At 72.8% G+C, this 23,993-nt stretch carries 24 protein-coding genes and 1 pseudogene; 9 read left to right on the forward strand and 16 right to left on the reverse strand.

Annotated elements, in window-relative coordinates:
• Positions 1-81 precede the first annotated feature (81 nt).
• Positions 82-1,512 (reverse strand): argininosuccinate lyase, encoded by a 1,431-nt coding sequence (gene argH / locus ACFY3N_RS21355; protein ID WP_390818263.1) that lies wholly within the window; start codon positions 1,510-1,512, stop codon positions 82-84.
• Positions 1,513-1,615: 103 nt separating this feature from the next.
• Positions 1,616-2,809 carry an argininosuccinate synthase gene (locus ACFY3N_RS21360; RefSeq protein ID WP_390818264.1) on the reverse strand — a complete coding sequence of 398 codons (1,194 nt, stop codon included), beginning with the start codon at positions 2,807-2,809 and terminating at the stop codon, positions 1,616-1,618.
• 202 nt (positions 2,810-3,011) lie between these two features.
• Between ACFY3N_RS21360 and ACFY3N_RS21365 the strand changes: the two genes are divergently transcribed.
• The 5 genes from ACFY3N_RS21365 to ACFY3N_RS21385 all read left to right on the forward strand — a co-directional run bounded on the left by ACFY3N_RS21365 (position 3,012) and on the right by ACFY3N_RS21385 (position 7,434).
• Entirely contained in the window at positions 3,012-3,461 is a 450-nt protein-coding gene (locus ACFY3N_RS21365; RefSeq protein WP_390818265.1) for a hypothetical protein, read from the forward strand.
• A 114-nt stretch (positions 3,462-3,575) separates the two neighbouring features.
• Positions 3,576-4,163 (forward strand): pyridoxamine 5'-phosphate oxidase family protein, encoded by a 588-nt coding sequence (locus ACFY3N_RS21370; protein ID WP_390818266.1) that lies wholly within the window; start codon positions 3,576-3,578, stop codon positions 4,161-4,163.
• Positions 4,164-4,442: 279 nt separating this feature from the next.
• Positions 4,443-5,825: a ferric reductase-like transmembrane domain-containing protein gene (locus ACFY3N_RS21375; protein WP_390818267.1), complete on the forward strand. Its 1,383-nt coding sequence runs from the start codon at positions 4,443-4,445 to the stop codon at positions 5,823-5,825.
• 39 nt (positions 5,826-5,864) lie between these two features.
• A complete protein-coding gene (locus ACFY3N_RS21380; protein ID WP_390818268.1) occupies positions 5,865-6,641 on the forward strand; it encodes an FMN-binding protein in 777 nt (258 codons plus the stop codon).
• Positions 6,642-6,696: 55 nt separating this feature from the next.
• A complete protein-coding gene (locus ACFY3N_RS21385; protein ID WP_390818330.1) occupies positions 6,697-7,434 on the forward strand; it encodes an FAD:protein FMN transferase in 738 nt (245 codons plus the stop codon).
• Positions 7,435-7,706: 272 nt separating this feature from the next.
• On the opposite strand, the gene ACFY3N_RS21390 is transcribed toward ACFY3N_RS21385, so the two are convergent.
• The 7 genes from ACFY3N_RS21390 to ACFY3N_RS21420 form a co-directional block, all read right to left on the reverse strand.
• Positions 7,707-8,246 carry an arginine repressor gene (locus ACFY3N_RS21390; RefSeq protein WP_390818269.1) on the reverse strand — a complete coding sequence of 180 codons (540 nt, stop codon included), beginning with the start codon at positions 8,244-8,246 and terminating at the stop codon, positions 7,707-7,709.
• 7 nt (positions 8,247-8,253) lie between these two features.
• Complete coding sequence (locus tag ACFY3N_RS21395) at positions 8,254-9,459, reverse strand: acetylornithine transaminase (RefSeq protein ID WP_390818270.1); 1,206 nt, start codon at positions 9,457-9,459, stop codon at positions 8,254-8,256.
• Positions 9,456-10,358, reverse strand: a complete 903-nt coding sequence (gene argB, locus ACFY3N_RS21400) for an acetylglutamate kinase (protein ID WP_390818271.1) — start codon at positions 10,356-10,358, stop codon at positions 9,456-9,458. Before argB ends, ACFY3N_RS21395 begins: the two co-directional genes overlap by 4 nt.
• Complete coding sequence (gene argJ / locus ACFY3N_RS21405; protein WP_390818272.1) at positions 10,355-11,506, reverse strand: bifunctional glutamate N-acetyltransferase/amino-acid acetyltransferase ArgJ; 1,152 nt, start codon at positions 11,504-11,506, stop codon at positions 10,355-10,357. The genes argB and argJ overlap by 4 nt, the downstream gene beginning before the upstream one ends.
• Positions 11,503-12,531: an N-acetyl-gamma-glutamyl-phosphate reductase gene (gene argC / locus ACFY3N_RS21410; RefSeq protein ID WP_390818273.1), complete on the reverse strand. Its 1,029-nt coding sequence runs from the start codon at positions 12,529-12,531 to the stop codon at positions 11,503-11,505. Before argC ends, argJ begins: the two co-directional genes overlap by 4 nt.
• Before the next feature lie 95 nt (positions 12,532-12,626).
• The gene (locus ACFY3N_RS21415) at positions 12,627-12,935 is read right to left on the reverse strand and encodes a hypothetical protein (protein WP_390818274.1); all 309 of its coding nucleotides are present in this window, start codon (positions 12,933-12,935) and stop codon (positions 12,627-12,629) included.
• Positions 12,936-12,977: 42 nt separating this feature from the next.
• The gene (locus ACFY3N_RS21420) at positions 12,978-15,467 is read right to left on the reverse strand and encodes an alpha-L-arabinofuranosidase C-terminal domain-containing protein (RefSeq protein WP_390818275.1); all 2,490 of its coding nucleotides are present in this window, start codon (positions 15,465-15,467) and stop codon (positions 12,978-12,980) included.
• A 151-nt stretch (positions 15,468-15,618) separates the two neighbouring features.
• On the opposite strand from ACFY3N_RS21420, the gene ACFY3N_RS21425 reads away from it, so the two are divergent.
• Positions 15,619-16,059 carry a DUF6314 family protein gene (locus tag ACFY3N_RS21425; RefSeq protein ID WP_390818331.1) on the forward strand — a complete coding sequence of 147 codons (441 nt, stop codon included), beginning with the start codon at positions 15,619-15,621 and terminating at the stop codon, positions 16,057-16,059.
• Here ACFY3N_RS21425 and ACFY3N_RS21430 read toward each other — a convergent pair.
• The 3 genes from ACFY3N_RS21430 to ACFY3N_RS21440 all read right to left on the reverse strand — a co-directional run bounded on the left by ACFY3N_RS21430 (position 16,041) and on the right by ACFY3N_RS21440 (position 18,669).
• On the reverse strand, positions 16,041-16,634 hold the full coding sequence (locus ACFY3N_RS21430; RefSeq protein ID WP_390818276.1) for a histidine phosphatase family protein: 594 nt from the start codon (positions 16,632-16,634) through the stop codon (positions 16,041-16,043). The two genes, ACFY3N_RS21425 and ACFY3N_RS21430, sit on opposite strands and share 19 nt — an antisense overlap.
• Before the next feature lie 120 nt (positions 16,635-16,754).
• Positions 16,755-17,192, reverse strand: coding sequence for a GNAT family N-acetyltransferase (locus ACFY3N_RS21435; protein WP_390818277.1), 438 nt, complete (start codon positions 17,190-17,192; stop codon positions 16,755-16,757).
• A 40-nt stretch (positions 17,193-17,232) separates the two neighbouring features.
• A complete protein-coding gene (locus ACFY3N_RS21440; protein WP_390818278.1) occupies positions 17,233-18,669 on the reverse strand; it encodes a PLP-dependent aminotransferase family protein in 1,437 nt (478 codons plus the stop codon).
• Between ACFY3N_RS21440 and ACFY3N_RS21445 the strand changes: the two genes are divergently transcribed.
• Complete coding sequence (locus tag ACFY3N_RS21445; RefSeq protein ID WP_390818279.1) at positions 18,668-19,585, forward strand: DMT family transporter; 918 nt, start codon at positions 18,668-18,670, stop codon at positions 19,583-19,585. The genes ACFY3N_RS21440 and ACFY3N_RS21445 overlap by 2 nt on opposite strands.
• Before the next feature lie 12 nt (positions 19,586-19,597).
• Positions 19,598-19,795, forward strand: a complete 198-nt coding sequence (locus ACFY3N_RS21450) for a DUF1918 domain-containing protein (protein ID WP_390818280.1) — start codon at positions 19,598-19,600, stop codon at positions 19,793-19,795.
• Between the two features lies 1 nt (position 19,796).
• Here ACFY3N_RS21450 and ACFY3N_RS21455 read toward each other — a convergent pair whose 3' ends face one another.
• Entirely contained in the window at positions 19,797-21,032 is a 1,236-nt protein-coding gene (locus ACFY3N_RS21455) for a glycoside hydrolase family 10 protein (protein ID WP_390818281.1), read from the reverse strand.
• A gap of 167 nt (positions 21,033-21,199) precedes the next feature.
• Here ACFY3N_RS21455 and ACFY3N_RS21460 point away from each other — a divergent pair, with 167 nt between their 5' ends.
• The gene (locus tag ACFY3N_RS21460) at positions 21,200-22,060 is read left to right on the forward strand and encodes a 3-hydroxybutyryl-CoA dehydrogenase (protein ID WP_390818282.1); all 861 of its coding nucleotides are present in this window, start codon (positions 21,200-21,202) and stop codon (positions 22,058-22,060) included.
• A 53-nt stretch (positions 22,061-22,113) separates the two neighbouring features.
• On the opposite strand, the pseudogene ACFY3N_RS21465 reads toward ACFY3N_RS21460, so the two are convergent.
• The 3 genes and pseudogenes from ACFY3N_RS21465 to ACFY3N_RS21475 all read right to left on the reverse strand — a co-directional run.
• Positions 22,114-22,245, reverse strand: a pseudogene (locus ACFY3N_RS21465) (NUDIX hydrolase); the annotation flags it as partial.
• Positions 22,221-22,364: a hypothetical protein gene (locus tag ACFY3N_RS21470; RefSeq protein WP_390818334.1), complete on the reverse strand. Its 144-nt coding sequence runs from the start codon at positions 22,362-22,364 to the stop codon at positions 22,221-22,223. The gene ACFY3N_RS21470 and the pseudogene ACFY3N_RS21465, both read right to left, overlap by 25 nt.
• A gap of 254 nt (positions 22,365-22,618) precedes the next feature.
• A complete protein-coding gene (locus ACFY3N_RS21475; RefSeq protein ID WP_390818283.1) occupies positions 22,619-23,722 on the reverse strand; it encodes a PP2C family protein-serine/threonine phosphatase in 1,104 nt (367 codons plus the stop codon).
• Positions 23,723-23,993: the final 271 nt, after the last annotated feature.

The raw sequence follows: 23,993 nt of genomic DNA on the forward strand, positions 1-23,993 counted from the left end.
GTCCGGCGGGTGCGGGGTGTCCGTGGCGCGTCGCGCCCGCGCGGCTCCGCCGCGAAGCCCCGCGTCCCCGGGGACGCCGCCCTACCGCTTCTTCGCCGTCGCCCACTCGTGCTGGGCCGCCACGTTCGCCTTCGCCTCCGCCAGCTGGACCGCGACCGCGCTCGGGGCCGTGCCGCCCCTGCCGTCGCGGGAGGCGAGGGCGCCGGGGACGTTGAGGACCGACCGGACCTCGGGGGTCAGGTGGGCGGAGATCCTCGCGAACTGTTCGTCGGTCAGTTCGTCCAGTTCCTTGCCCTCGGACTCGGCGACCTTGACGCACTCGCCGGCCACCTCGTGGGCGACGCGGAAGGGGACGCCCTGCTTGACCAGCCACTCGGCGATGTCGGTGGCGAGGGAGAAGCCGGCCGGGGCCAGTTCCTCCATGCGCTCGCGGTGCACGGTGAGGGTGGCCATCATGCCGGTGAAGGCCGGGAGCAGGACCTCCAGCTGGTCGATGGAGTCGAAGACCGGCTCCTTGTCCTCCTGGAGGTCGCGGTTGTACGCGAGCGGCAGGGCCTTGAGCGTGGCCATCAGGCCGGTCAGGTTGCCGATGAGACGGCCCGACTTGCCGCGCGCCAGCTCGGCGATGTCCGGGTTCTTCTTCTGCGGCATGATCGACGAGCCGGTGGAGAAGGCGTCGTGCAGGGTCACGAAGGAGAACTCCTTCGTGTTCCAGATGATGATCTCCTCGGCGATCCGGGAGACGTTCACGCCGATCATCGCGGTGATGAAGGCGAACTCGGCGACGAAGTCCCGGGAGGCCGTGCCGTCGATGGAGTTGGCCGCGCTGCCGTGCTCGAAGCCGAGGTCCTTCGCCACCGCCTCGGGGTCCAGGCCGAGGGAGGAACCGGCGAGCGCGCCCGAGCCGTACGGGGACACCGCCGTGCGCTCGTCCCACTGGCGCAGCCGCTCGGCGTCCCGGGACAGGGCCTGGACGTGCGCGAGGACGTGGTGGGCGAAGAGCACCGGCTGGGCGTGCTGGAGGTGGGTGCGGCCCGGCATGGCCACGTCCGGGTGGGCCTCGGCGAGGCCGGTCAGCGCGTCCTGGAGGTCGGCGATCAGACCGCCGATGGTGCGGGCGTGGTCCCGCAGGTACATGCGGAACAGGGTCGCCACCTGGTCGTTGCGGGACCGGCCGGCGCGCAGCTTGCCGCCGAGGTCGGGGCCGAGGCGCTCCAGCAGGCCGCGCTCCAGGGCGGTGTGTACGTCCTCGTCGGCGATGGTGCCGGTGAAGTCGCCCGACGCCACGTCGGCTTCCAGCCGGTCGAGGCCGGCGAGCATCCGGGTCAGCTCGTCCTCGGTGAGCAGTCCCGCCGCGTGCAGCACGCGCGCGTGGGCACGCGAGCCGGCGATGTCGTAGGGCGCGAGCCGCCAGTCGAAGTGGACGGACGCGGACAGCTTCGCCAGGGCCTCGGCGGGACCGTCGGCGAAACGGCCGCCCCAGAGCCGTACGTCACCGCTGTTGCTGCTCACTTGGTGCTCCTCGGAGGTTCCGGATGTGCCGCCGCCTCCCCACCCGTGAGTGAGGAGGCGGCTGTCGGGCTGGTGCGTGTGAGGGGGTGCCGGGCGGTACCGGCTACGCCAGGTCCCGCTTCGCCGCGATCTTCGACGACAGGCTGTAGATGTCGATGAAGCCCTTGGCCGCCGCCTGGTCGAAGGTGTCGCCCGTGTCGTACGTGGCCAGGTTGAAGTCGTACAGCGACGACTCGGAGCGCCGGCCGGTGACGACGGCGCGGCCGCCGTGCAGGGTCATCCGGATGTCGCCGTTGACGTGCTGGTTGGCCTCGGTGATGAAGCCGTCCAGGGCGCGCTTGAGCGGGGAGAACCACTGGCCGTCGTAGACCAGTTCGCCCCAGCGCTGCTCGACCTGGCGCTTGTAGCGGGCGAGCTCGCGCTCGACGGTGACGTTCTCCAGCTCCTGGTGGGCGGTGATCAGGGCGATCGCGCCGGGGGCCTCGTACACCTCGCGGGACTTGATGCCGACGAGGCGGTCCTCGACCATGTCGATCCGGCCGATGCCCTGGGCGCCGGCGCGCTCGTTGAGCTGCTGGATGGCCTGGAGCACGGTGACGGGCTTGCCGTCGACGGCGACCGGGACGCCCTCCTTGAAGGTGATGACCACCTCGTCGGGCTCACGCGGCAGGGCGGGGTTCTGCGTGTACTCGTAGACGTCCTCGATCGGCGCGTTCCAGATGTCCTCGAGGAAACCGGTCTCGACGGCGCGCCCGAAGACGTTCTGGTCGATGGAGTACGGCGACTTCTTGGTGGTCGCGATGGGCAGGCCCTTGGCCTCGCAGAAGGCGATGGCCTTGTCGCGGGTCATGGCGTAGTCGCGGACCGGGGCGATGCACTTCAGGTCGGGGGCGAGGGCGACGATGCCGGCCTCGAAGCGGACCTGGTCGTTGCCCTTGCCGGTGCAGCCGTGGGCGACGGTGGTGGCGCCGTGCTTCTGCGCGGCGGCGACGAGGTGCTTGACGATCGTCGGCCGGGACAGCGCGGAGACCAGCGGGTAGCGGTCCATGTAGAGGGCGTTGGCCTTGATCGCCGGGAGGCAGTACTCCTCGGCGAACTCGTCCTTGGCGTCCGCGACCTCGGCCTCGACGGCACCGCAGGCGAGGGCGCGCTTGCGGATGACGTCCAGGTCCTCGCCGCCCTGGCCGACGTCGACCGCAACGGCGATGACCTCGGCGCCCGTCTCCTCGGCGATCCAGCCGATGGCGACGGAGGTGTCCAGACCGCCTGAGTAGGCGAGTACGACGCGCTCGGTCACGGGTTTCTCCTCACAGTGCATTCGCTGACATGCATGAGTATGCAGTAGTCCGCATGAATCGTCAATCTGCGGTGGATCCGCGGCCGGGTTGAACACCGGAAACCGCTTTCGCGTACTTGTCGCCGGACGCAGGCGCCGCGTCGGACCGATCCGAACACCACGGCAGACACCCGTGACACCCCGACCCGAGTGAGGCATCCGCATGTCCAGGGCCCTTCCGAAGTACCACAAGCGCCGCGTCGGCTTCATCGGCGGCGCCGCCGCGCTGGCGCTGTCCGGTGCGGTGATCGCCGGCTCCGCCCTCGCCGGCGAGTCGTCCGGGGACGGCGGCGACGCGAACGCCCGGACGCTAGCGGGACCGGGCACGATCTCCTGCCCGGACGTGGCACCCGAACTGCCCGCGGTCCCCGCCTCCGCGCAGGCCGAGGTCGAACGCAACCTCGGCGACCTCGACCGGCAGATCGCCGAAGCCAACCGGCGACTGGCCGACACCGTCGGACAGGGCGGACCCGACTTCGTCCGGAACGCCATCCTCGGCCCCCTGAAGGACAAGCGCGTCGCCGCCGTCAACCGCATCGCCACCGCCATCGGCCGCACCGCCGAACGCCCCTCCGGACTGGACTCCCTGGCCGCCTGCACGCTCACCAAGTGAGGTGACAGGCGCCGTGGCCGCCCCGTACAAGCGCCGGCCGGGGCGGCCACGGTTTCCCCGGCCGTCCGGCAATTCCTTAGACAGGCGAAAGACCTGACCCCATAATCGTTGGACATGGGAAAGAGCTACGAGCGCATCGACGGCCGCCTCCGCACCTTCATCGAGGAACAGCCGGTCTTCTTCACCGCCACCGCCCCGCTGTCCGCCGACGGCACGGTCAACCTCTCGCCCAAAGGGCTCAGGGGGTCCTTCGCGGTCCTCGACGAACTCACCGTCGCCTACCTCGACTTCGCCGGCTCCAACGCCGAGACCATCGCCCATCTGCGCGAGAACGGCCGGATCACCCTGATGTGGTGCGCCTTCCAGGGTCCGCCGAACATCGTGCGCGTGCACGGCCGCGGCGAGCCCGTCTTCCGGGACGACCCCCGCTTCGGGGAACTGCTCACCCGCTTCCCGGACATCGACCCCTCGGTCCACGGCCTGCGCGCCGTCATCGTCGTGACGGCCGAACTGATCCGGGACACCTGCGGATACGCGGTGCCCTTCATGGCGTACGAGAGCGACCGGGACCTGCACGGGAAGCGGTTCGCGCGGGAGGACGACGCCTCGCTCGACGCGTACTTCGCCAAGAAGGAGTACATCGCGACCAGCCTGGACGGACTGCCCGGGCTGCCGTTGCCGCTGCCCCCCTCCACCGTCTGAGCCGTGCGCCCGGGCGCCGCCCCCGCCGGGCCGGACGGCGGGCACCGGGGGCGGTGCCAGGACGGCCACCGCGGTGGCGCCGGGCACCGGCTCGACGTCCGGCACGGTCACCCGGTGGGACCGGAAGGACGGCCGCCGGGTGACGGCCGGTTCCGCGCCCGCCCGCCTCGGGACGCGGGGCGGGCGACGATCACCCGCCGCCGAACCGGGATCCCCGCTGAACGCTCCGGCGTGACGGCACGTACCTGTGGGCCAAGGGCCGAGTCCCACGGAGGAACCGTGACCACCACGCTCGCCGGCGGCCGTGCCGCCCGCCGCCAGACGATGCGCCGCATCCGTCCGCGCCGCTCCCCCGCCGTGCCGTTGCTGCTCGCCGTCGGTGCGGGCGCGGTGGCCGTGCTGTGGTTGTGGTGGACCAGCACACCGTCCATCGCGGACACCACCGGGAGGATCGTCGCCGCGGGCCGGATCACCGGTCTGCTCGCCGGCTACCTGATGGCCCTGGTGGTGCTCCAGATGGCGCGGGTACCCGCGCTGGAGCGCCGGGTGGGCTCGGACCGGGTCGCCCGCTGGCACGCGATGAGCGGCCGCTACACCGTCAACCTGGTCCTCGCCCACGTCTTCCTGATCATGTGGGGCTACGCCCGCCAGGCGGGCAGGAGCCTCGGCGACATCGTGCAGCAGACGATCACCTCCGTCAACACGCTGCCGGACATGGGCAAGGCCGCCGTCGGCACCGGTCTGCTGTTCGTCATCGCCTTCCTCTCCATCGGCCCGGTCCGGCGCCGGCTGCCGTACGACGGCTGGTACCACGTGCACCTGCTGACGTACGCGGCGGTCTTCCTGACGTTCTGGCACCAGATCACCACCGGCAACGAGTTCGCCGTCGAGCCGGCCGCGAAGACCTTCTGGTACGGGCTGTACGGCGTCGTGACCGCGCTGGTCCTGTGGTACCGGATCATCACCCCGGTGCGGCTCAACATGCGGCACCGGATGCGGGTCGAGGCGGTCGTCGAGGAGACGCCGGGCATCGTGTCCGTGCTGATCCGCGGGCGCAGGCTGCACCGGATGGGGGCGGAGGCCGGGCAGTTCTTCCGCTGGCGGTTCCTGGCGCCCGGGATGCGCTTCAGCTCCCACCCGTACTCGCTGTCGGCGGCGCCCCGCCCCGAGATGCTGCGGATCACGGTGAAGGCGATCGGTGACCACAGCTCCCGGCTGCGCGAGCTGGAACCCGGCACGCGGGTGTGGGCGGAGGGCCCGTACGGGGCGCTGACCGCGCAGCGCCGCAGCCGGGGCAAGGTGCTGCTGGTCGCGGGCGGGGTGGGGATCACCCCGATGCGGGCGCTGTTCGAGACGCTGCCCGGCGCCTCCGGTGACATCACGCTGCTGTACCGGGCGAACAGCACGCAGGACCTGGCGCTGTGGGGCGAGCTGGCCAAGATCGCCGAGGAGCGGGGCGCCCGGCTGATGTACGCGGTGAACAGTCCCCACGGGGAGCGCCCCGACATCTCTGCGGAGAGCCTGCGGCGGAAGATCCCGGACATCGACCGCCACGACGTGTTCATGTGCGGGCCGCCCGGGTTCGCGCAGTCGGTGTACGACGCACTGCGCGGCGCCGGGGTCCCCGCGCGCCGTATCCATCACGAGTCGTTCGAGATGTGAGCGACGGGTCATCCACACCGATCAGGAGCCAGGGAAACGATGAGGAAGAGTCACCCCGTCCGGCGTGCCGTGCTCGCGACCGCCGCCACCGTGTCCGGCATCGTGCTGCTGCTGTCGCTCAAGCCGGCGTCCGACCCCGGCTCGGCCGCCGCGGCCGGCGGCGCGGCCCCGCCCGCGGCGGCCCGGTCGCCGCAGGGCGGCGCCCAGTCCATCGGGAACGGCACCGTCACCGGTGACGCGGCGCGGACCCAGTACGGCGCGGTGCAGGTCCGGCTGACGGTGAGCGGCGGGAAGATCACCAAGGCCGAGGCGGTGCAGGCGCCCCGGGGCGGGCAGAGCGACCGGATCACCTCCGAGGCCGTGCCGCAGCTCAACCGGGCGGCCGTCGCGGCACAGAGCGCGGAGATCGACGCGGTGTCGGGGGCCACCTACACCAGTTCCGGCTACAGGAAGTCGCTCCAGTCGGCGCTGGACAAGGCGCGGGCGGCCGGGTCCCCGGAGTCCTCCGGGCCGGGGAACGGCGGGAACTCCGGGAGCGCGCAGGCGCGGACCGTCACCGGGGACGTGGCGCAGACGCAGTACGGGCCGGTACAGGTGCGGATCACCGTCGGCGGCGGGAAGATCACCGGGGCCGAGGCGGTGCAGGCGCCCCGGGGCGGGCAGAGCGACCGGATCACCTCCGAGGCCGTGCCGCAGCTCAACCGGGCGGCCGTCGCGGCACAGAGCGCGGAGATCGACGCGGTGTCGGGGGCCACCTACACGAGCGCGGGGTACCGGCAGTCGCTCCAGTCGGCGCTGGACAGGGCCGGTGGCTGACACCGTGGCCGAGCCGGCCGAGGCTCCCGCCGCGGTGCGTCATGCGGAGGAGGCGATGGGGACCGTCTTCTCCTTCGACGTCCGCGGCGGGGAACCCGCTGTGGTGCGCGCGGTGCTGGAGGAGGCGGTCGCGGGGCTGCACCGGGTCGACGAGGTGTTCAGCACGTACCGCGACGACAGCCAGATCTGCCGGCTGGCGCGCGGTGAGCTGGGCGTCGGGGAGTGCGCTCCCGAGGTCGCCGAGGTGCTGGAGCTGGCCGCGGAGGCGGAGCGGGTGAGCGACGGCTGGTTCGGCACGCGCCACCGGGGGCGTCTCGACCCGACCGGGATCGTCAAGGGCTGGGCCGTCGAGCGGGCGGCGCGGCGGCTCGCGGCGGCGGGGGCAACGGGGGTGAGCGTCAACGGGGGCGGTGACGTGCAGGTGCTGGGTGCGCCGGGGGCGGGGCGGCCGTGGCGGGTGGGTGTGTCGGACCCGTTGCGTCCGGGCGGTCTCGCCGCCGTGGTCTCCGCGGCCGGGGCCTCGGAATTGGCTGTGGCGACGTCCGGCACGGCCGAGCGGGGCGATCACATCGTCGACCCGCGCACGGGTCGCTCCGCGGTGACCGACCTGGTCGCGGTGACGGTCGTGGCCCCTCGCCTGACGTGGGCGGACTGCTGGGCCACGGCGGCGTTCGCGATGGGGTCGCGGGAGGGGCTGCGGTGGCTGGAGTCGCTCCCGGACGTCGAGGCGCTGCTGATCACGGCGGGCGACGAGGTGCGGTGCACCGGGGGGCTGGCGGGGTGGCTGGGGTGAGCGGTGCTACCGGGTGAGCGACGCCGCGGCTGAGGCGACGGCTTCACTCACCGCGTTCGCGGGGTGCCGCCGCGCCCACCCGTGCCGCCCCAACGGCACGACTGCCCGCGGCTGCGGGGGTGAGGCCCGCGGCTGCGGGGCGGGGCCCGCGGCTGCGGGGCACCTCAGTCGGGAGTACTGCAGTTCCCCCAGGGGCGCGGGGAACTGCGCGACCGGCCACCAACGGGCCCGCGGTCCGCGTGACCGGCCCCCGGCCCCTCCCCGCGGAGCGCTCAGTGGCCGTTCTGGGCCAGCCGGAGCAAGTGGTCCGCCAGGGCCTGACCCCCCGTCGGCTCCCTGCTGATCAGCAGCAGCGTGTCGTCGCCGGCGATCGTGCCGAGGATGTCGTGCAGTTCCGCCTGGTCGATCGCCGAGGCCAGGAACTGCGCGGCGCCCGGCGGAGTGCGCAGGACCACGAGGTTCGCGGAGGCCTCCGCGGAGATCAGCAGCTCCTGCGAGAGCCGCCGCATCCGCTCCTCCTTCGCGGACTCCCCCAGCGGCGCCCGGGGGGTGCGGAAACCCCCCTCGCTCGGCACCGCGTAGATCAGGTCGCCGTCGTTGTTGCGGATCTTCACCGCGTTCAGCTCGTCCAGATCACGGGAGAGCGTCGCCTGGGTGACGCTCAGCCCGTCGTCGGCGAGCAGCTTCGCCAGCTGGCTCTGCGACCGCACCGGCTGCCGGTTGAGGATGTCCACGATCCGGCGGTGGCGTGCGGTGCGCGTCTGCGGCACGGCAGGCCCGGCGTGCTGACCCTGGTCCTGCTCCTGGTTCATCGTCGTCTCATTCTCCGGATCGTCCTTCCCCGCCCGCCGTGCCGGCCTGGTCCAGGATGCCGGGCAGCGCCCCGAGGAAGGCGTCCACCGCGTCGTCCCCGAGGTTCAGCGGCGGCATCAGCCGTACGACATCGGGGGCGGGCGCGTTCACGAGGAATCCGGCGTCCTGAGCCGCCTGTTGCACCTGGGGCGCGAGCGGCTCGGTGAGCACGATACCCAGGAGGAGGCCCGCGCCCCGGACATGGTCGATCAAGGCGTGGCCGGATCCCTCGATCCCGTCGCGGAGTTTCTCGCTCTGCCGCTTGACGTTCTCCAGCAGCCCCTCGTTCTCGATGGTGTCGAGGACGGCGAGTCCGGCGGCGCAGGCGACCGGGTTGCCGCCGAAGGTCGTGCCGTGGTGGCCGGGTCCCAGCAGGTCCGCGGCGCGGCCGAAGGCGACGGTGGCGCCCAGCGGCAGGCCGCCGCCGAGCTGCTTGGCCAGGGTGACGACGTCCGGCAGGACGCCCTCGTGGGCCTGGTACTCGAACCAGTGCCCGGTGCGGCCGACACCGGTCTGCACCTCGTCCAGCACGAGCAGCGCGCCCTTGGCGGCGGTGATGGCACGGACCGCCTTCAGGTAACCGGGGGGCGGGACGACCACGCCGAGTTCGCCCTGGATGGGTTCGATGACGACCAGGGCCGTCTCCTCGGTGACCGCTGCGTCCAGCGCCTGCGCGTCGCCGAAGGGCACGTGGGTGACGTCGGCGGGCAGCGGCTGGAACGGCTCCCGCTTGCCGGGCTGGCCGGTGAGCGCGAGGGCGCCCATCGTGCGGCCGTGGAAGCCGCCCTCGGTGGCGACGACGTGGGTCCGTCCGGTGAGCCGGCCGATCTTGAAGGCGGCCTCGTTGGCCTCGGCGCCGGAGTTGCAGAAGAAGACCCGGCCGGTCCGGCCGAAGAGCCGGAGGAGCCGTTCGGCGAGGGCGACGGTCGGCTCGGCCATGAAGAAGTTGGAGATGTGGCCGAGGGAACCGATCTGCCGGCTCACGGCCTCGACGATCGCCGGGTGGGCGTGGCCGAGGGCGTTGGTGGCGATGCCGCCGACGAAGTCGAGGTACTCCGTGCCCTCGGCGTCCCAGACCTTCGTGCCCGCACCGCGCACGAGGGGCAGGCGCGGGGTGCCGTAGTTGTTCATCAGGGCGCCCTGCCACCGCGCGGTCAGTTCTGCGTTGCTCACGACTCCCCCTGTTCGTCGGGCACGACCATGGTGCCGATGCCCTCGTCCGTGAAGATCTCCAGCAGGATCGAGTGCTGGACCCGGCCGTCGATGACGCGGGCGGTGGTCACGCCGTTGCGCACGGCGTGCAGACAGCCCTCCATCTTCGGCACCATGCCGGAGGACAGTTCCGGCAGGAGTTTCTCGAGCTGGGACGCGGTGAGGCGGCTGATCACCTCGTCGCTGTTCGGCCAGTCCTCGTAGAGTCCCTCGACGTCCGTGAGGACCATGAGGGTCTCGGCGCCCAGTGCCGCAGCGAGTGCCGCAGCCGCCGTATCAGCATTGACGTTGTAGACATGGTGGTCGTCCTGGCTGCGGGCGATCGACGAGACGACCGGGATGCGGCCGTCGGCGAGCAGGGCCTCGATCGCGCCCGTGTCGATTTCGGTGATCTCGCCCACCCGCCCGATGTCGACCTGCTCGCCGTCGATCTCGGGCCGGTGCTTGGTGGCGGTGAGGGTGTGCGCGTCCTCGCCGGTGAGGCCGACGGCGAGCGGACCGTGCCGGTTGAGCAGCCCGACCAGCTCCCGCTGGACCTGTCCGGCGAGCACCATGCGCACGACGTCCATGGCGTCCTCGGTGGTGACCCGCAGGCCGGCCTTGAACTCGCTGACGATGCCGTGCCGGTCGAGCGCGCGGCTGATCTGCGGGCCGCCGCCGTGCACGACGACGGGCTTGAGGCCGGCGTGCCGCAGGAAGACGACGTCCTGGGCGAAGGCGGCCTTCAGGTCCTCGTCGACCATGGCGTTGCCGCCGAACTTGATGACGACCGTCTTGCCGTGGTGGCGGGTCAGCCAGGGCAGCGCCTCGATGAGGATCTGGGCCTTGGGCAGCGCGGTGTGCTTTCGGGTGGCGGTCATGAGGAATAGGCGCTGTTCTCGTGGACGTAGTCGGCGGTGAGGTCGTTGGTCCAGATGGTGGCGGTGGCGTCCCCGGCGGCGAGGTCGGCGACGATGTGGACCTCGCGGTAGCGCATGTCGACCTGGTCGCGGTCCTCGCCGACGCCGCCGTTCTTGCACACCCACACGCCGTTGATGGCGACGTTCAGTTCGTCGGGCTCGAAGGCGGCCTTCGTGGTGCCGATCGCGGAGAGCACACGGCCCCAGTTGGGGTCCTCGCCGTGGATGGCGCACTTGAGGAGGTTGTTGCGGGCGATGGAGCGGCCCACCTCGACGGCGTCGGCCTCGGTCGCGGCGTTGATCACCTCGACCTTGATGTCCTTGCTGGCGCCCTCGGCGTCGCGGATGAGCTGTTGCCCCAGGTCGTCGCAGACGGCCCGGACGGCCTCGGCGAACTCCTCGTACCCGGGCGTGACCCCGGAAGCGCCGGAGGCGAGCAGCAGCACGGTGTCGTTGGTGGACATGCAGCCGTCGGAGTCGACCCGGTCGAAGGTGACCCGGGTCGCGTCCCGCAGGGCCCTGTCGAGCGCCTCGGGGCCGAGGTCGGCGTCGGTGGTGAGGACGACGAGCATGGTGGCGAGGCCGGGGGCGAGCATGCCGGCGCCCTTCGCCATGCCGCCGACGGTCCAGCCGTCCCCGCCGGCGACGGAGGTCTTGTGGACGGTGTCGGTGGTCTTGATGGCGATGGCGGCCTTCTCACCGCCGTGCTCGGAGAGCAGGCCGGCGGCGGTCTCGACGCCGGGGAGCAGCTTGTCCATGGGGAGCAGGACACCGATGAGACCGGTGGAGCAGACGGCGATCTCGCCCGCTCCCGTCCCCAGCACCTCGGCCGCCTTCTCGGCGGTGGCGTGGGTGTCCTGGAATCCCTTCGGTCCCGTACAGGCGTTGGCGCCGCCGGAGTTGAGGACGACGGCGGACAACTGCCCGCTCTTCAGCACCTGCTCGGACCAGAGCACGGGTGCCGCCTTGACGCGGTTGGAGGTGAAGACGCCGGCGGCGGCGCGGCGGGGGCCGTTGTTGACCACGAGGGCCAGGTCGGGGTTGCCGTTCTCCTTGATCCCGGCGGCGATGCCCGCCGCCGTGAATCCCTTCGCTGCCGTCACACTCACGGCGCAACTCCGATCGTCGTCAGCCCGGTGGCCTCGTCGAGGCCCAGGGCGATGTTCATGCTCTGGACGGCACCGCCCGCGGTGCCCTTGGTCAGGTTGTCGATGGCGCTGATCGCGATGATCCGGCCGGTGGCGGTGTCGTACGCGACCTGGATCTGAACGGCGTTGGAACCGTGGACGGACGCGGTCGCGGGCCACCGGCCCTCGGGCAGGAGGTGGACGAAGGGCTCGTCGGCGAAGGCCTTCTCGTAGGCGGCGCGCACGGACTCGGCGGTGACGCCGGGCCTCGCCTTCGCGGTGCAGGTGGCGAGGATGCCGCGGGGCATCGGCGCGAGGGTCGGCGTGAAGGAGACGGAGACCCGCTCGCCCGCCGCCGCGCTGAGGTTCTGGATCATCTCGGGGGTGTGCCGGTGCCCGCCGCCCACGCCGTACGGCGACATGGAGCCCATGACCTCGCTGCCCAGCAGGTGCGGCTTGGGCGCCTTGCCCGCGCCGGAGGTGCCGGAGGCGGCGACGATCACCGCCTCGGGTTCGGCGAGACCCGCGGCGTACGCCGGGAAGAGGGCGAGGGAGACGGCGGTCGGGTAGCAACCGGGCACCGCGACGCGCTTGGACCCCTCCAGCGCGGCGCGGGCACCCGGCAGTTCGGGCAGGCCGTAGGGCCAGGTGCCGGCGTGCGGGGAGCCGTAGAACGTCTCCCAGTCGGCGGCGTCCTCCAGCCGGAAGTCGGCGCCCATGTCGATCACGAGCACCTCGTCGCCGAGCTGCTCGGCGACGGCGGCGGACTGGCCGTGCGGCAGCGCGAGGAAGACCACGTCGTGCCCGGCGAGCGCCTCGGGCGTGGTCGGCTCCAGTACGCGGTCGGCCAGCGGCAGCAGATGCGGCTGGAGCGCGCCCAGCCGCTGCCCGGCGTTGGAGTTGCCGGTCAGGGCGCCGATCTCGACCCCGGGGTGCGTGAGCAGCAGACGCAGCAGCTCACCGCCCGCGTACCCACTCGCTCCGGCCACCGCCGCACGTACCACCATGGAAAACCCTCCTCCTGGATGGCATGACTATACGTTTCCATGCACGTTTATGCAATGTGGGCCCGGAACGGTCCCGCGGCCGTCGGCGGCGGGGGTCAGGCCAGGGCCATCAGGGCAACGGTGATCACGAGGGGCGTGAGGAGCAGGGCGGCGAGGTGGCCGAGCAGGGAGCGGACCATGCCGAGCACGGCGAACAGTGCCACTCCGCCCAGCAGCCAGCAGCCGAAGATCCGCAGCGCCAGGTCCTGTGCGGCGGTCTCCTCCTCGCGGGTGCCGGGGCTCCCGATCCCGCCGATCGCCAGCCACAGGAGCACACCGCCCACCAGGACGTTGCCCGCCACGACGAAGGGTGCGACGGACCTGTCGGCCCGCCGCACCCCCTTCCAGACCCTCACGACGCTCATGAGTACGAGAGCCTAGCCCGCCGGTCTCCCGGCGGGCCGGGGTCAGCGCTGCCCGATCCGCAGGAACGTCACCGAGTTCGCCGGGAAGGTGTACGTGAACTCGCTGTCGACGCCCCGGAGGGTGGACGTCACCGGGGTGACCGGGGCGTCCGTCTCGGTGTTGACCGCGTCCGCGTCGGCGGCCAGGGTGGTCACGCGGGCCCTGGAGGAGACCTTCGCGCCGCCGAGGTCGATCGCCGTGCGGGCCTCGGCCTGCTGGGCGTTGACGACCTTGACGATCAGGTCGCCGGTGCGGGCGTCCTCGGTGACCACCTGGCGGAACGGCTCGGCCGGCTTGTCGTCGGTGAAGCCGCCCCACTCCTGGCCGTCGAGGTAGAGGGTGACCTGGCGGCCGCGCACCTTGACGTCGATGTCGTAGGCGCGGCCCGTCTCGATCGAGCCGGCCTTGGAGATCAGCGTCGACTTGGCGCCGTCCGAGGCCTGCTCGACGGCGGACCGGGTGTTGTTCCAGCCGCCGAGGTTCCACCAGTAGTAGTTGCCGGTGTCCTTGACGCCGAAGGCGACGAGGAAGCCCTCCTTGCCGGCCTTCTTGGTGGCCTTCACGTGCAGGTCGTAGTCGTGCCAGGCCGGGTCCCCGGCCGTGACCAGGGTGTTCTCGGCGGCCTCGTCGGTCTGGACGTACTGGCCGTCCTGGACGCTCCAGCTTCCGCCCCCTTGTTGCGTCCACCGCGAGGCGTCACCGGAGAAGTCGTCGGTCAGCAGCGGCGTGCCGTCGGCGGAGGTCACCTTCACGTCGTCGTACGCCGCGCTCGTCGCCCAGGTCGACAGGCCGACGGCGCCGGTGAGGGGGCCGCTGACGTCCGGTGTGGTGCTGGCCTTCGACGGGACCACGCGGTCGCCGACGTTGGTCATGAACAGCTTCTGGACCTCGTAGTCGGCCGAGCCCCAGGAGGCGTGGTTGTTGAACCAGATCATGTCCGGGCGCCACTGGACGTAGTCCTCGTTGGCGAGCAGCGGCGCGTACGAGGCGAGCTTGACGATGTCGGCGTTGCGCTCCAGGCCGGTCATGAACGCGGCTTCGGCGAGGCCGTTCTTCCAGGCGTTGCCCTGGGAGGCGTACTCGCCGAGGAAGACCTCGGGGCCGCTGCGGTCGTAGGAGTCGTAGCGGTCGTTGTTCTGCAGGAACCACTGCGGGCTGTTGTAGTAGTGCTCGTCGACCATGTCGACCTCGCCCTCGCGGTTGAGCTGCCAGGCGGTGTCGAAGGTGGTGCCGGAGTCGTCGGGCCCGGAGTTGGAGACGACGGTGATGTCCGGGTACTCCGCCTCGATGGCGGTCCGGAACCGCTGGAAGCGGGCGAAGAACTCGCGCGGGAGGTTCTCCTCGTTGCCGACCCCGAGGTGGGTGAGGCCGAAGGGCCTGGGGTGGCCCATCTCGGCGCGGACCTTGCCCCAGGTGGAGGTGGCGGGGCCGTTGGCGAACTCGATCAGGTCCAGGGTGTCCTGGATGTGCCGCTTCAGCAGCGCCTCGTCGTCGGTGGCCCGGTTCTGGCCGCAGCCGGTGACCAGGGCGGGGACGACGGGCAGCGGCATCGCGCCGATGTCCTCGGCGAAGCGGAAGTACTCGTAGTAGCCGAGGCCGTAACTCTGGTTGTACCCCCAGAAGTTGGCGTTGGTGGCGCGCTCCTCGACCGGACCGACGGTGTCCTTCCACTGGTAGGAGCGCTTGCGCTGCCAGCCGGAGGCCTCGCTGTAGTCCTCCATGGAGCCGGTGTTGACCAGGCAGCCGCCGGGGAAGCGGACGAAGCCCGGCTTCAGGGCGGCGATCTTCTCGGCGAGGTCCGCGCGCAGGCCGTTCGGCTGGTTCTTGTAGGTGTCGCGCGGGAACAGCGACACCATGTCGAGGGCCGCGGCGGCGGAGGAGGCGACGGCGAGCCGGCCGCGGTTGCTGGTGCGGGAGGCCTTGAAGGTGGCCTCGTACTTGGCCCAGCCGCCCTTGACGGCCACCCTGCGGGCGGTCGCGAGCTCACCGGCGGCGTCCTTCAGCGTGACGGTGAGGGTGGTGCCGCTCTCGGCGCGGGCCCACACGGAGAAGTCGTACCGCTCGCCCTCCTCCACGTGGACGCCGGTGTTGTAGCCGGAGTTCGTCACCGACGAACCGGCTGCCAGGGAGAGGTAGTTGCGGTTGCGCTCGTTGAGCCGGCCGGAGTCGTTCACCACCTCGGCCGTGCCGCCCACCGTCCAGGAGGTCAGGGGCGTGTAGGAGCCGTTGTCGGCGGTGGAGTACTCGAAGGACCGGTTCTGCACGAGCTCGGCGTACAGACCGCCGTCGGCGGCCCGGTTGATGTCCTCGAAGAAGACGCCGTACATCGTGTCGTCGATCTCCGCGCCCTCGGCGCCCGGGTCGACGGTGATCGTGTAGTCGGCGGTGTCCTCGGCGTGCGCGGGGGCCGGGACGAGGGCGGCGGCCGTCAGGAGCGCGGTGGCGGTGAGACCGAGTCTGAGGCGGGTGCGGCTGCGTGCTGTGCGTGACATGGATACTCAGCGGCTCTCTCTAGGAGTGGGTGACTCTAGGAGTGTTCGACATATCGATCATTGGTCAGCACTTCGAACGGCAAGATAGGGAGGAGGCAGGAGCACGTCAATGGGTCGTGCGACAACGGAGACCACGCGGGAACGAGGCGGGATGGGCGAGTTCTGGCCGGTGCCCGACGCACTGGGCTACCTGAGCGGCCGCTGGCGGGCGGAACGGACCGTGCGGGACCTGGCGAGCGGCGAGGAGGGGCGCTTCGAGGGAACGGTCGTTTTCGGCCCGCTGGAGGGCGGCGGCCTGCTGCAGAGCGAGTCCGGCGACTTCACCTGGCGGGGCGTCACCCGGCCCGCCGGGCGGACCCTGCGCTTCCTGCCCGGACCGGGCGGCACGGCGGACGTACGGTTCGCGGACGGGCGCCCCTTCCACGACCTGGACCTCACCACGGGGCGGTACGTCGCCGACCACCCCTGCTCGGCCGACCTCTACCGGGGCGAGTTCACCGTCCGGGACGCGGACCACTGGCGGGCGGTCTGGCGGGTGCGCGGTCCCGCCAAGGACCTGGAGCTCATCACCGGCTACGCGCGCACGGTCTGAGTGGGCACCCCTTCGAGCCGCAGGTTCCAGCGGCCCGCCCGGCCGGCGACGCCGATCGTCGCCAGTGAGCGGACGTCGATGTTCCAGTACGTGGCGGGCGGGGCCTTGAGCACGTACACCAGGGCCGCGCGGATCACCGACGGCTCGGCCACGGCGACGACCCGGCAGCCGTCCTCGGCCGGCCGGGTGTCGAGCCAGCCGCCGACCCGGCCGATGAAGGCCGGCAGCGGCTCCCCGCCGTGCGGGGTGGACCGCGGGTCGGCGAGCCAGGCGTCCACGGCCCCCGGTTCCCGGGCCATCGCCTCCCCCAGGGTCAACCCCCGCCAGCGGCCCATGTCGCAGTCCCGCAGGGCGAGTTGCACCAGCGGCGCGTATCCGAGCCCCTCCCCGGTGGCGCGGCTGCGCGGGGCCGGGGAGCAGTAGCGCAGCTCGGCCGCGGCGAGCGGCAGCAGTGCGTGCGCGACCCGTTGCACCTCGCTCCAGCCGGCCCGGTCCAGCGGCCGGTCGTCCTCGAAGCGTTCGGTGAGCACCGAGGAGCTCCCCGCGGCGGCGACGAACGTGACCCGAAGTGCCATGCGGCGATCGTGGGTCGCCGGGTGCGGCGGGTCAAGGGGTGTCACCGAGCCGTCACTCAAGGTGCGTCCGGCCTCACCGACCGGTGCGGCCGCGCCGGTCGGGCACCCCGGAACGCGCCGTCATCCGTCGACGAGCGCCATCCAGCGGTCGGGCCGCTCCAGCGGCCGGAACCCCAGCCTGGCGTAGACCCCGTGCGCGTCGTGCGTGGCCAGCATGATCCGCTTCAGCCCGCAGGGCCGCAGTTCCTCCCGCACGGCCGCCACCAGCGCCGTGCCGACCCCCTTGCCGCGCACCGACGGATCCACGTACACGTCGCACAGCCAGGCGAAGGTCGCCCGGTCGGTGATGACCCGCGCGTACGCCACCTGCTCCCCCGAGAGCGTGTCGTGGACGCCGAAGTTGAGCGAGCCCTCGATCGCCCGGTCCTGCTTCTCGCGGGAGCGGCCCAGCGCCCAGTACGCGTCGGTGGACAGCCACCGGTGCACGCGTGCGGCGTCGATCCGGGCGCGGTCGGTGGAGATCTCGTAGCCCTCGGGCAGGAGCGGGGAGTCGTTCATGGCCGGATGCTCGCAGGCCGCGCCGGGCGGTGTCGAACCCTTATCCCAGCACCTCGTCGCAGGCGGTGCGCAGGCGCCGTACGCCCTCGGTGATCTCCCCGGTGCCGGCCACCGCCGCGAAGCTCAGGCGGAGGTGACCGGCCGGGGGTTCGGCGCTGAAGTAGGGGCGGCCGGGGGTGACGGCGACGCCCGCGCGCAGGGCGGCGGCGGTCAGGGCGGACTCCGCCGCGCCGTCGGGCAGCCGCGGCCACAGGTGGTAGCCGCCGGACGGGACGCAGGGCAGGGCGAGTTCGGGCAGGTGCAGGCGGAGCGCGGCGGTCATCGCGTCCCTGCGGGCCCGCAGCGCGGCCGAGATCGCGCGCAGATGGCGCGGCCAGGCGGGCGAGCCGACGAGTTCCAGCGTGGCCTCCTGGAGGGGCCGGGGCACGAAGAAGGTGTCGACGATCTGGATGGCCCGCAGCCGTTCCAGGACCGGGCCGTGCGCCGCCAGGGCGCTCACCCGGAAGCTGGGCGAGGTCGCCTTGGTCAGCGAGCAGACGTGCACCACCACCCCGTCGGGGTCGTCGGCGGCGAGCGGGCGCGGCAACGGGCCCGCGTCCTCGTGCACCAGCCGCCGCACGAAGTCGTCCTCGACGACGAACGCACCCGCCTCACGGGCGATGCGCAGCACCTCGCCGCGCCGGTCGGGGGCGAGCACGGCGCCGGTGGGGTTCTGGAACAGCGGCTGGCAGACGAAGACCCGGGCGCCGGTCGCCCGGAACGCGTCCGCGAGCAGCGCGGGCCGTACGCCGTCCGCGTCCACCGGGACGGGCACCGGGCGCAGTCCCGCCGCGCGGGCGATGGCCAGCATGCCCGGATAGGTGGGCGACTCGACGAGGACCGGAGCGCCCGGCGGGGCGAGCGCGCGCAGGGCGGTGGTCAGCGCGGACTGCCCGCCCGAGGTGACCAGCACGCCCGCCGCCGTCACCGGTCCGCCGACGCTGCGCGCGAACCACTCGCGCAGCTCCGGCAGCCCCTCCATGGGCGGCCGTCCCCAGGCGCCCGGCCGGCGTCCCGCCCGGGACAGCGCCGCCGCCATGGCCCGCTCCGGTTGCAGGGAGGGGTGCAGGTAGCCGCCGTTGAACTCGATCACCCCGGGCGGCGGCGCGGCCAGCGAGACCAGCACCCCGGAGGCGTCCACCGAGCGGGGCACGAGGTCGGCGGCGCCGTCGGCGCTGAGGGCGACCTCCTGCCAGGAGGTGTCCCCGGCGGGCGCGGCCGTCGTCCGGGGCCGGGCGCGGAAGGCGCCGGCGCCGGGCCGGGTGACCACCAGGCCCTCGGCGGCGAGCTGCGCCAGCGCCCGGGAGACGGTCACCGGACTCACCCGGAACCGCTCCACCAGGGCCCGGCTGGAAGGGAGCTTTCCACCGGGAGAGTAGCGGTCCAGCTCCCTTCGCAACTGCTCCGCCAGCTCACCGACACTGCTACGCTCATGCATGAGAGCACAGAGTAGCGCTACCGCCGAACCCGCGATAGCAGTCACCACCCCCCGCGACCGCCGTGGCTTCGGCACCCTCCAGGCCGCCCTCGGCGTGGTCGCCTTCTCCCTCACCTTCCCGGCCACCGCCTGGGGTCTCGAAGGGTTCGGGCCCTGGTCGCTGGTGGCCGTGCGCAGTGTGCTCGCGGCGCTGATCGCGGGCGGCTGTCTGCTCGCCCTGCGCATCCCGCCACCGGATCGGAAGCACTGGCCCGGGCTCGCGGTGGTCGGCACCGGGGTGGTGCTCGGCTTCCCGATGCTGACCACCCTGGCGCTGCAGACCTCGACCACCGCGCACGCGGCGGTCGTGGTGGGCCTGCTCCCGCTGACCACGGCGCTGCTGTCCGCCCTGCGCGTCGGTTCCCGGCCCTCGCGCGTCTTCTGGGTGGCGGCCCTCGCCGGAGCCGCCGCCGTCGTGGCGTTCACGGTGCAGCAGAGCGGCGGCGCGCTCACCACGGCCGACCTGTACCTGTTCGCGGCGCTCCTGGTGTGCGCGGCCGGCTACACGGAGGGCGGCAGGCTGGCCCGGGTGATGCCGGGCTGGCAGGTGATCGGCTGGGCGCTGATGCTGTGCCTGCCGCTCACCGTGCCCGTCGCCGCGGTCGCGCTGACCGTCGAACCGGTGACGTTGACCGTCCACAGCGTGACCGGCCTGCTGTGGGTGGCGGCGGGCTCGCAGTTCCTCGGGCTGATCGTCTGGTACCGGGGCATGGCGGCCGTCGGCATCCCCAAGGCCAGCCAGTTGCAGCTGGCCCAGCCGCTGCTCACACTGGTGTGGTCGGTGCTGCTGCTGAACGAGCAGCTGACGGTGGCCGCCCCGCTGACGGCCGCGGCTGTGCTCGTGTGCATCGCCGTCACCCAGCGGGCACGCGGTTGAGAGGAGGCCCCGATGCGCGCAACCGAGGGCGACCAGCTTGTCCAGCACGGCAGGGTGGTCGGCCAGCACGACAAGGTCGGAGAGATCGTCGAAGTGATGGGCCCGGAGGGGAACCCGCCCTACCGCGTCCGTTTCCAGGACGGACACGAGGGCGTGTGCTCACCCGGCCCCGACACCGAGATCCGGCACCGGGAGACGCGGCGGCGGTAGATCAGCGCGGGGGTGCGGCCGGCTGCCGGAAGTGGTCGGCGACCACCCGCGCCATCGCCCCGGCCGGATCGGCCGCCACCTCGCGGGCGGCGAAGAAGACGTGCCCCCGCACCTCCGGGTGCCCGGCGGCCAGCGTGAGGTGGCGGGACAGCTCGGCCGGGTCCCGCCAGGCCGCGGGCTGGGCCGGGTCGCCCGCCTTGTAGAGGGCCTCCCCCGCGTACAGCCGGGTCCCGGAGCCCCGGACGACCTCGGCCCACCAGGGCAGCAGCCCGGCGTAGTCGGCGGCGGCGAAGCCGATGTTCCAGTACAGCTGCGGGCAGATGTAGTCGATCCAGTTCTCCCTGGCCCACCGGCGGGTGTCGGCGTGCAGGTCGTCGTAGCTCTGCACGCCCGCGTGCGTGTCGGAGCCCCGCGCGTCCACGCCGGCGTTGCGCCACACGCCGAAGGGGCTGATGCCGAAGCGGGTGCCGGGCCGGATCCCCTTGATCCCGGCGGCCGTCTCGCGCACCAGCCGGTCGACGTTGTCCCGCCGCCAGGCCGCCCGGTCCGGGAAGCCGCCGCCGTGGGCGTCGTGGGCCCGGTCGTCGTCGAAGGTCTGGCCGGCCACCGGATACGGATAGAAGTAGTCGTCGAAGTGGACCGCGTCGACGGGGTAGCGGCGCACCGCGTCGAGCATCGCCTCCCGTACGAAGGCGCGGACCTCGGGCAGGCCGGGGTTGTAGTAGAGCCCGCCGCCGTACGGGACGACCCAGCCGGGGTTGCGGCGGGCGGGGTGGGAGGCGGTGAGCCGGGCGGGGTCGGCGTGCGTGGCCACGCGGTACGGGTTGAACCAGGCGTGCAGCCGCAGACCACGGGCGTGGGCCTCCGTGACGGCCGTGCCGAGCGGGTCCCAGCCGGGGTGCGTGCCCTGGGTGCCGGTGAGGTACTGCGACCACGGCTCGTACGGCGAGGGCCACAGCGCGTCGGCCGTGGGCCGCACCTGGAGGATCACGGTGTTGAGGCGGTTGCGGACGGCCGCGTCGAGGTGGGCGAGCAGCTCGGCGCGCTGCCGCGCGGCGCTCAGCCCCGGCCGGGAGGGCCAGTCCCGGTTGGTGACGGTGGCCACCCACATGCCCCGCATCTCGCCGGTCGCCGCGGCCGGAGCCGCGCGTCGCCGCGGTGCGGCGGACGCCTTCGGCACCGTCGCCGTCGCGGCCAGCACCGCCGTCGCGAACAGCCTGCGTGACACCCGCCCCATCGCGCCCCCCTGGACACCGCCGCACCGCCCGGCCGGACACGGCCCTGCGCCCAGGATGCCCCACCCCCGCGATCGATCATCGATACTTGGGAGTAACGTGCACGAACGGAGCAGGACCCGGGACCCGGCGACCTGCCACAGCCGCAAGCAGGAGCGAAAGGACCGATGTGACCGACATCGAACGCGTCGGAGTGGTGGGCTGCGGTCAGATGGGCGCGGGGATCGCCGAGGTGTGCGCCCGGGCCGGACTGGACGTCAAGGTCGCCGAGACCACCGGCGAGGCCCTGGAGATCGGCCGTACCCGGCTGTTCAACTCCCTGTCGAAGGCGGCCGGGCGCGGCAAGATCACCGAGGAGGAGCTGGCGTCCACGCAGGCCCGGCTGAGCTTCACCACGGACCTCGGCGAGTTCGCCGACCGTGATCTGGTGATCGAGGCCGTGGTCGAGAACGAGCAGGTCAAGACCGAGATCTTCCAGGTCCTCGACCAGGTGGTGACCCGGCCGGACGCGATCCTGGCCTCCAACACCTCCTCCATCCCGCTGGTGAAGCTGGCGGTCGCCACCTCGCGGCCCGACCACGTCATCGGCATCCACTTCTTCAACCCGGCCCCGGTGCAGAAGCTGGTCGAGCTGATCCCGGCGCTCACCACCTCCGAGGGCACCCTGAGCCGGGCCCAGGTCTTCACCGAGAAGATGCTGGGCAAGCACGCGATCCGCGCCCAGGACCGCTCCGGCTTCGTGGTGAACGCGCTGCTGATCCCGTACCTGCTCTCCGCGATCCGGATGTTCGAGTCGGGCATCGCCAGCCGCGAGGACATCGACAACGGCATGGAGATGGGCTGCGCCCACCCGATGGGCCCGCTGAAGCTGGCCGACCTGATCGGCCTGGACACGGTGGCCTCGGTGGCGTACTCGATGTACGAGGAGTACAAGGAGCCGCTGTACGCCGCTCCCCCGCTGCTCCAGCGCATGGTCGACGCGGGCCGGCTGGGCCGCAAGAGCGGCTCGGGCTTCTACACCTACGGCTGAGCGACGCCCGCTCCCGGGGGCCCGGTACCCGACGAGGTGCCGGGCCCCGGGTGTCAGGGCCTGCCGTCCCGGCCGGGCCTGAGGTGGTGCAGCAGGAGTAACGCCGCCGCCATGCCGGCGGCCGGGACCTCGCCGGCGGCGACCAGGTCGGGGACCACCTTCAGGGGCACCCACTCGCGGCGGTGTGCTCGTAGCGGAGCGGCAGACCGCGCGCCCGTCCGGCCTGGTTGACGCGTGCGGCCAGGCCCGCGTGCGAGATCCCGGCCTCGTCCAGGATCGCGTCGAGCAGAGTATTGGGCTGCATTCCAGGGCCCCCCGGTGGCTCGGTGCCGGACAGAGTAATGGCTGCGCGTTCACACGGGGTGTGAACGGAATGCTCGAATCCGTAGTGTGCGCGCACTGTCGCCCCATGTGTCCGGCCGATTGACTGAACTGCCTCGAAAGAGGCCGGCCGGGCCGCCGGCTCCCCCTCGTACAGTGCGGCGGCCCGTTCCCACGCCGTCCGCCCCGCTGCCTGCCCGACACTCCGTGGCGGGACGGACGGCGTGGCGCCGCCGGTCACGCCGGGGACTGGAGGTGGCCCGTCGGGTGCGGAGCGGCCGGCCGCGCGGTGGCGCGCACCCCTGTGGGGGCGCCTCCCACGGGCCGCTCGTTCCGCAGGACCAGCAGGGCCACGTCGTCCTTCGGCGGGCCGACGGTGTGCCGCAGCAGCGCGGTGAGGACCGTGCGCAGCACGGACCCGGCGGTGAGCGGGTGTTCGCGCGCGGCCTCGGTGAGGACGTCCCGCAGGGGGAAGAACCGGCCCTCGGCGTCCCGTGCCTCCTCGGCTCCGTCCGTGTACAGGACGAGCGCGTCGCCGGGCAGCAGGGGTCCGCGGGCGAGGGCGGGGAGCTCGGGCGGCAGCGGGAACGGGCCGAGCGGCGGGAGCGGATCGGTGCGGGCGAGCGGTTCGGCCCGTGCGCCGGTCAGCAGGTACGGCCAGGGGTGGCCGCAGTTCAGGGCCCGTACGCCCCCGTCCGGGAGGATCTCCAGCAGCAGGACGGTGACGAACTCCTCGCCGGGCCGGCCGTCCTGGGCGGCGCCCGCCGGGTCGTGCCCGCCGTGGGCCCGCTCCCGCAGGTGCCGGGCCATCGCCCGGTCCAGCCGGCGCAGCACACCGGCGAGTTCGGCCTCGTCGTGGGCGGCCTCGCGAAAGCTGCCGAGGACCGCGGCGACGGTCCGTACGGCTCCGAGCCCGTGCCCGCGGACGTCACCGATGACGGCCCGTACGCCGTGCTCGGTGGCGACCACCTCGTACAGGTCTCCGCCGATCCGGGCCTCCGGGTCGGCGGAGAAGTGGACCGCGGCGGCGGCCAGGCCGTCGATCCGCGGGGGCGGCGGGCGCAGCAGCGCGCTCTGCGCGGTCTCCGCGACCTGGCGGGCCCGCCGCAGTTCGCGCAGCAGCCGGTGCCGGGCGTGCATCACCAGACCGGTGACGACCGCGCACATCACGGCGCTGCTGACGAGACGCGCGCCGAGGGCGTCGTCGTGGGCGAGCGGGCAGGTCAGCCGGTAGGCGACCGCGGTGGCGCCCAGGGCCGTGGGCACCGCGAGGGTGGAGACCCGTGAGGACAGGAACCGGGGTGACACCCTGTGGGGAGCCCCAGGCTTGAAGCGGATCATGCCGATGGCCCCCCATGTAGGCCCGGACAGCGCAGACCGGCCTCGAGAGGCCGGTCCGATTCTGTCGACCGTATGGCCTGATCCGTACGTATCGCCCCGAATAGTCACCCGAACGAGTGAGGTGACCGGCGGGTTGAGGGGCACGGGGGTGCGGGAGGCGTGCGTCACGCCTCCCGCACCCCCGGAACCCGGCGGTTGTCGGCCCCACGGGCCGGCTTCGGTTCACTTGGCCGCGGGGCGGGGGCGGGGCATGGGTTTTCGCCCCCGCCGC

This window comes from Streptomyces sp. NPDC000348 (assembly GCF_042898795.1).
Lineage (GTDB): Bacteria > Actinomycetota > Actinomycetes > Streptomycetales > Streptomycetaceae > Streptomyces.

What these genes read in the sequence shown, in the direction of transcription:
- ACFY3N_RS21415 (WP_390818274.1), bottom strand. Translation starts at nt 12,935, where the DNA reads ATGAGCGTCGTGAGGGTCTGGAAGGGGGTGCGGCGGGCCGACAGGTCC.
- ACFY3N_RS21420 (WP_390818275.1), bottom strand. Translation starts at nt 15,467, where the DNA reads ATGTCACGCACAGCACGCAGCCGCACCCGCCTCAGACTCGGTCTCACC.
- ACFY3N_RS21470 (WP_390818334.1), bottom strand. Translation starts at nt 22,364, where the DNA reads ATGCAGCCCAATACTCTGCTCGACGCGATCCTGGACGAGGCCGGGATC.
- ACFY3N_RS21450 (WP_390818280.1), top strand. Translation starts at nt 19,598, where the DNA reads ATGCGCGCAACCGAGGGCGACCAGCTTGTCCAGCACGGCAGGGTGGTC.
- ACFY3N_RS21475 (WP_390818283.1), bottom strand. Translation starts at nt 23,722, where the DNA reads ATGATCCGCTTCAAGCCTGGGGCTCCCCACAGGGTGTCACCCCGGTTC.
- ACFY3N_RS21425 (WP_390818331.1), top strand. Translation starts at nt 15,619, where the DNA reads ATGGGCGAGTTCTGGCCGGTGCCCGACGCACTGGGCTACCTGAGCGGC.
- ACFY3N_RS21380 (WP_390818268.1), top strand. Translation starts at nt 5,865, where the DNA reads ATGAGGAAGAGTCACCCCGTCCGGCGTGCCGTGCTCGCGACCGCCGCC.
- ACFY3N_RS21430 (WP_390818276.1), bottom strand. Translation starts at nt 16,634, where the DNA reads ATGGCACTTCGGGTCACGTTCGTCGCCGCCGCGGGGAGCTCCTCGGTG.
- ACFY3N_RS21370 (WP_390818266.1), top strand. Translation starts at nt 3,576, where the DNA reads ATGGGAAAGAGCTACGAGCGCATCGACGGCCGCCTCCGCACCTTCATC.
- ACFY3N_RS21390 (WP_390818269.1), bottom strand. Translation starts at nt 8,246, where the DNA reads ATGAACCAGGAGCAGGACCAGGGTCAGCACGCCGGGCCTGCCGTGCCG.
- ACFY3N_RS21440 (WP_390818278.1), bottom strand. Translation starts at nt 18,669, where the DNA reads ATGCATGAGCGTAGCAGTGTCGGTGAGCTGGCGGAGCAGTTGCGAAGG.
- ACFY3N_RS21365 (WP_390818265.1), top strand. Translation starts at nt 3,012, where the DNA reads ATGTCCAGGGCCCTTCCGAAGTACCACAAGCGCCGCGTCGGCTTCATC.
- argB (WP_390818271.1), bottom strand. Translation starts at nt 10,358, where the DNA reads ATGACCGCCACCCGAAAGCACACCGCGCTGCCCAAGGCCCAGATCCTC.
- ACFY3N_RS21455 (WP_390818281.1), bottom strand. Translation starts at nt 21,032, where the DNA reads ATGGGGCGGGTGTCACGCAGGCTGTTCGCGACGGCGGTGCTGGCCGCG.
- ACFY3N_RS21385 (WP_390818330.1), top strand. Translation starts at nt 6,697, where the DNA reads ATGGGGACCGTCTTCTCCTTCGACGTCCGCGGCGGGGAACCCGCTGTG.
- ACFY3N_RS21445 (WP_390818279.1), top strand. Translation starts at nt 18,668, where the DNA reads ATGAGAGCACAGAGTAGCGCTACCGCCGAACCCGCGATAGCAGTCACC.
- ACFY3N_RS21435 (WP_390818277.1), bottom strand. Translation starts at nt 17,192, where the DNA reads ATGAACGACTCCCCGCTCCTGCCCGAGGGCTACGAGATCTCCACCGAC.
- argC (WP_390818273.1), bottom strand. Translation starts at nt 12,531, where the DNA reads ATGGTGGTACGTGCGGCGGTGGCCGGAGCGAGTGGGTACGCGGGCGGT.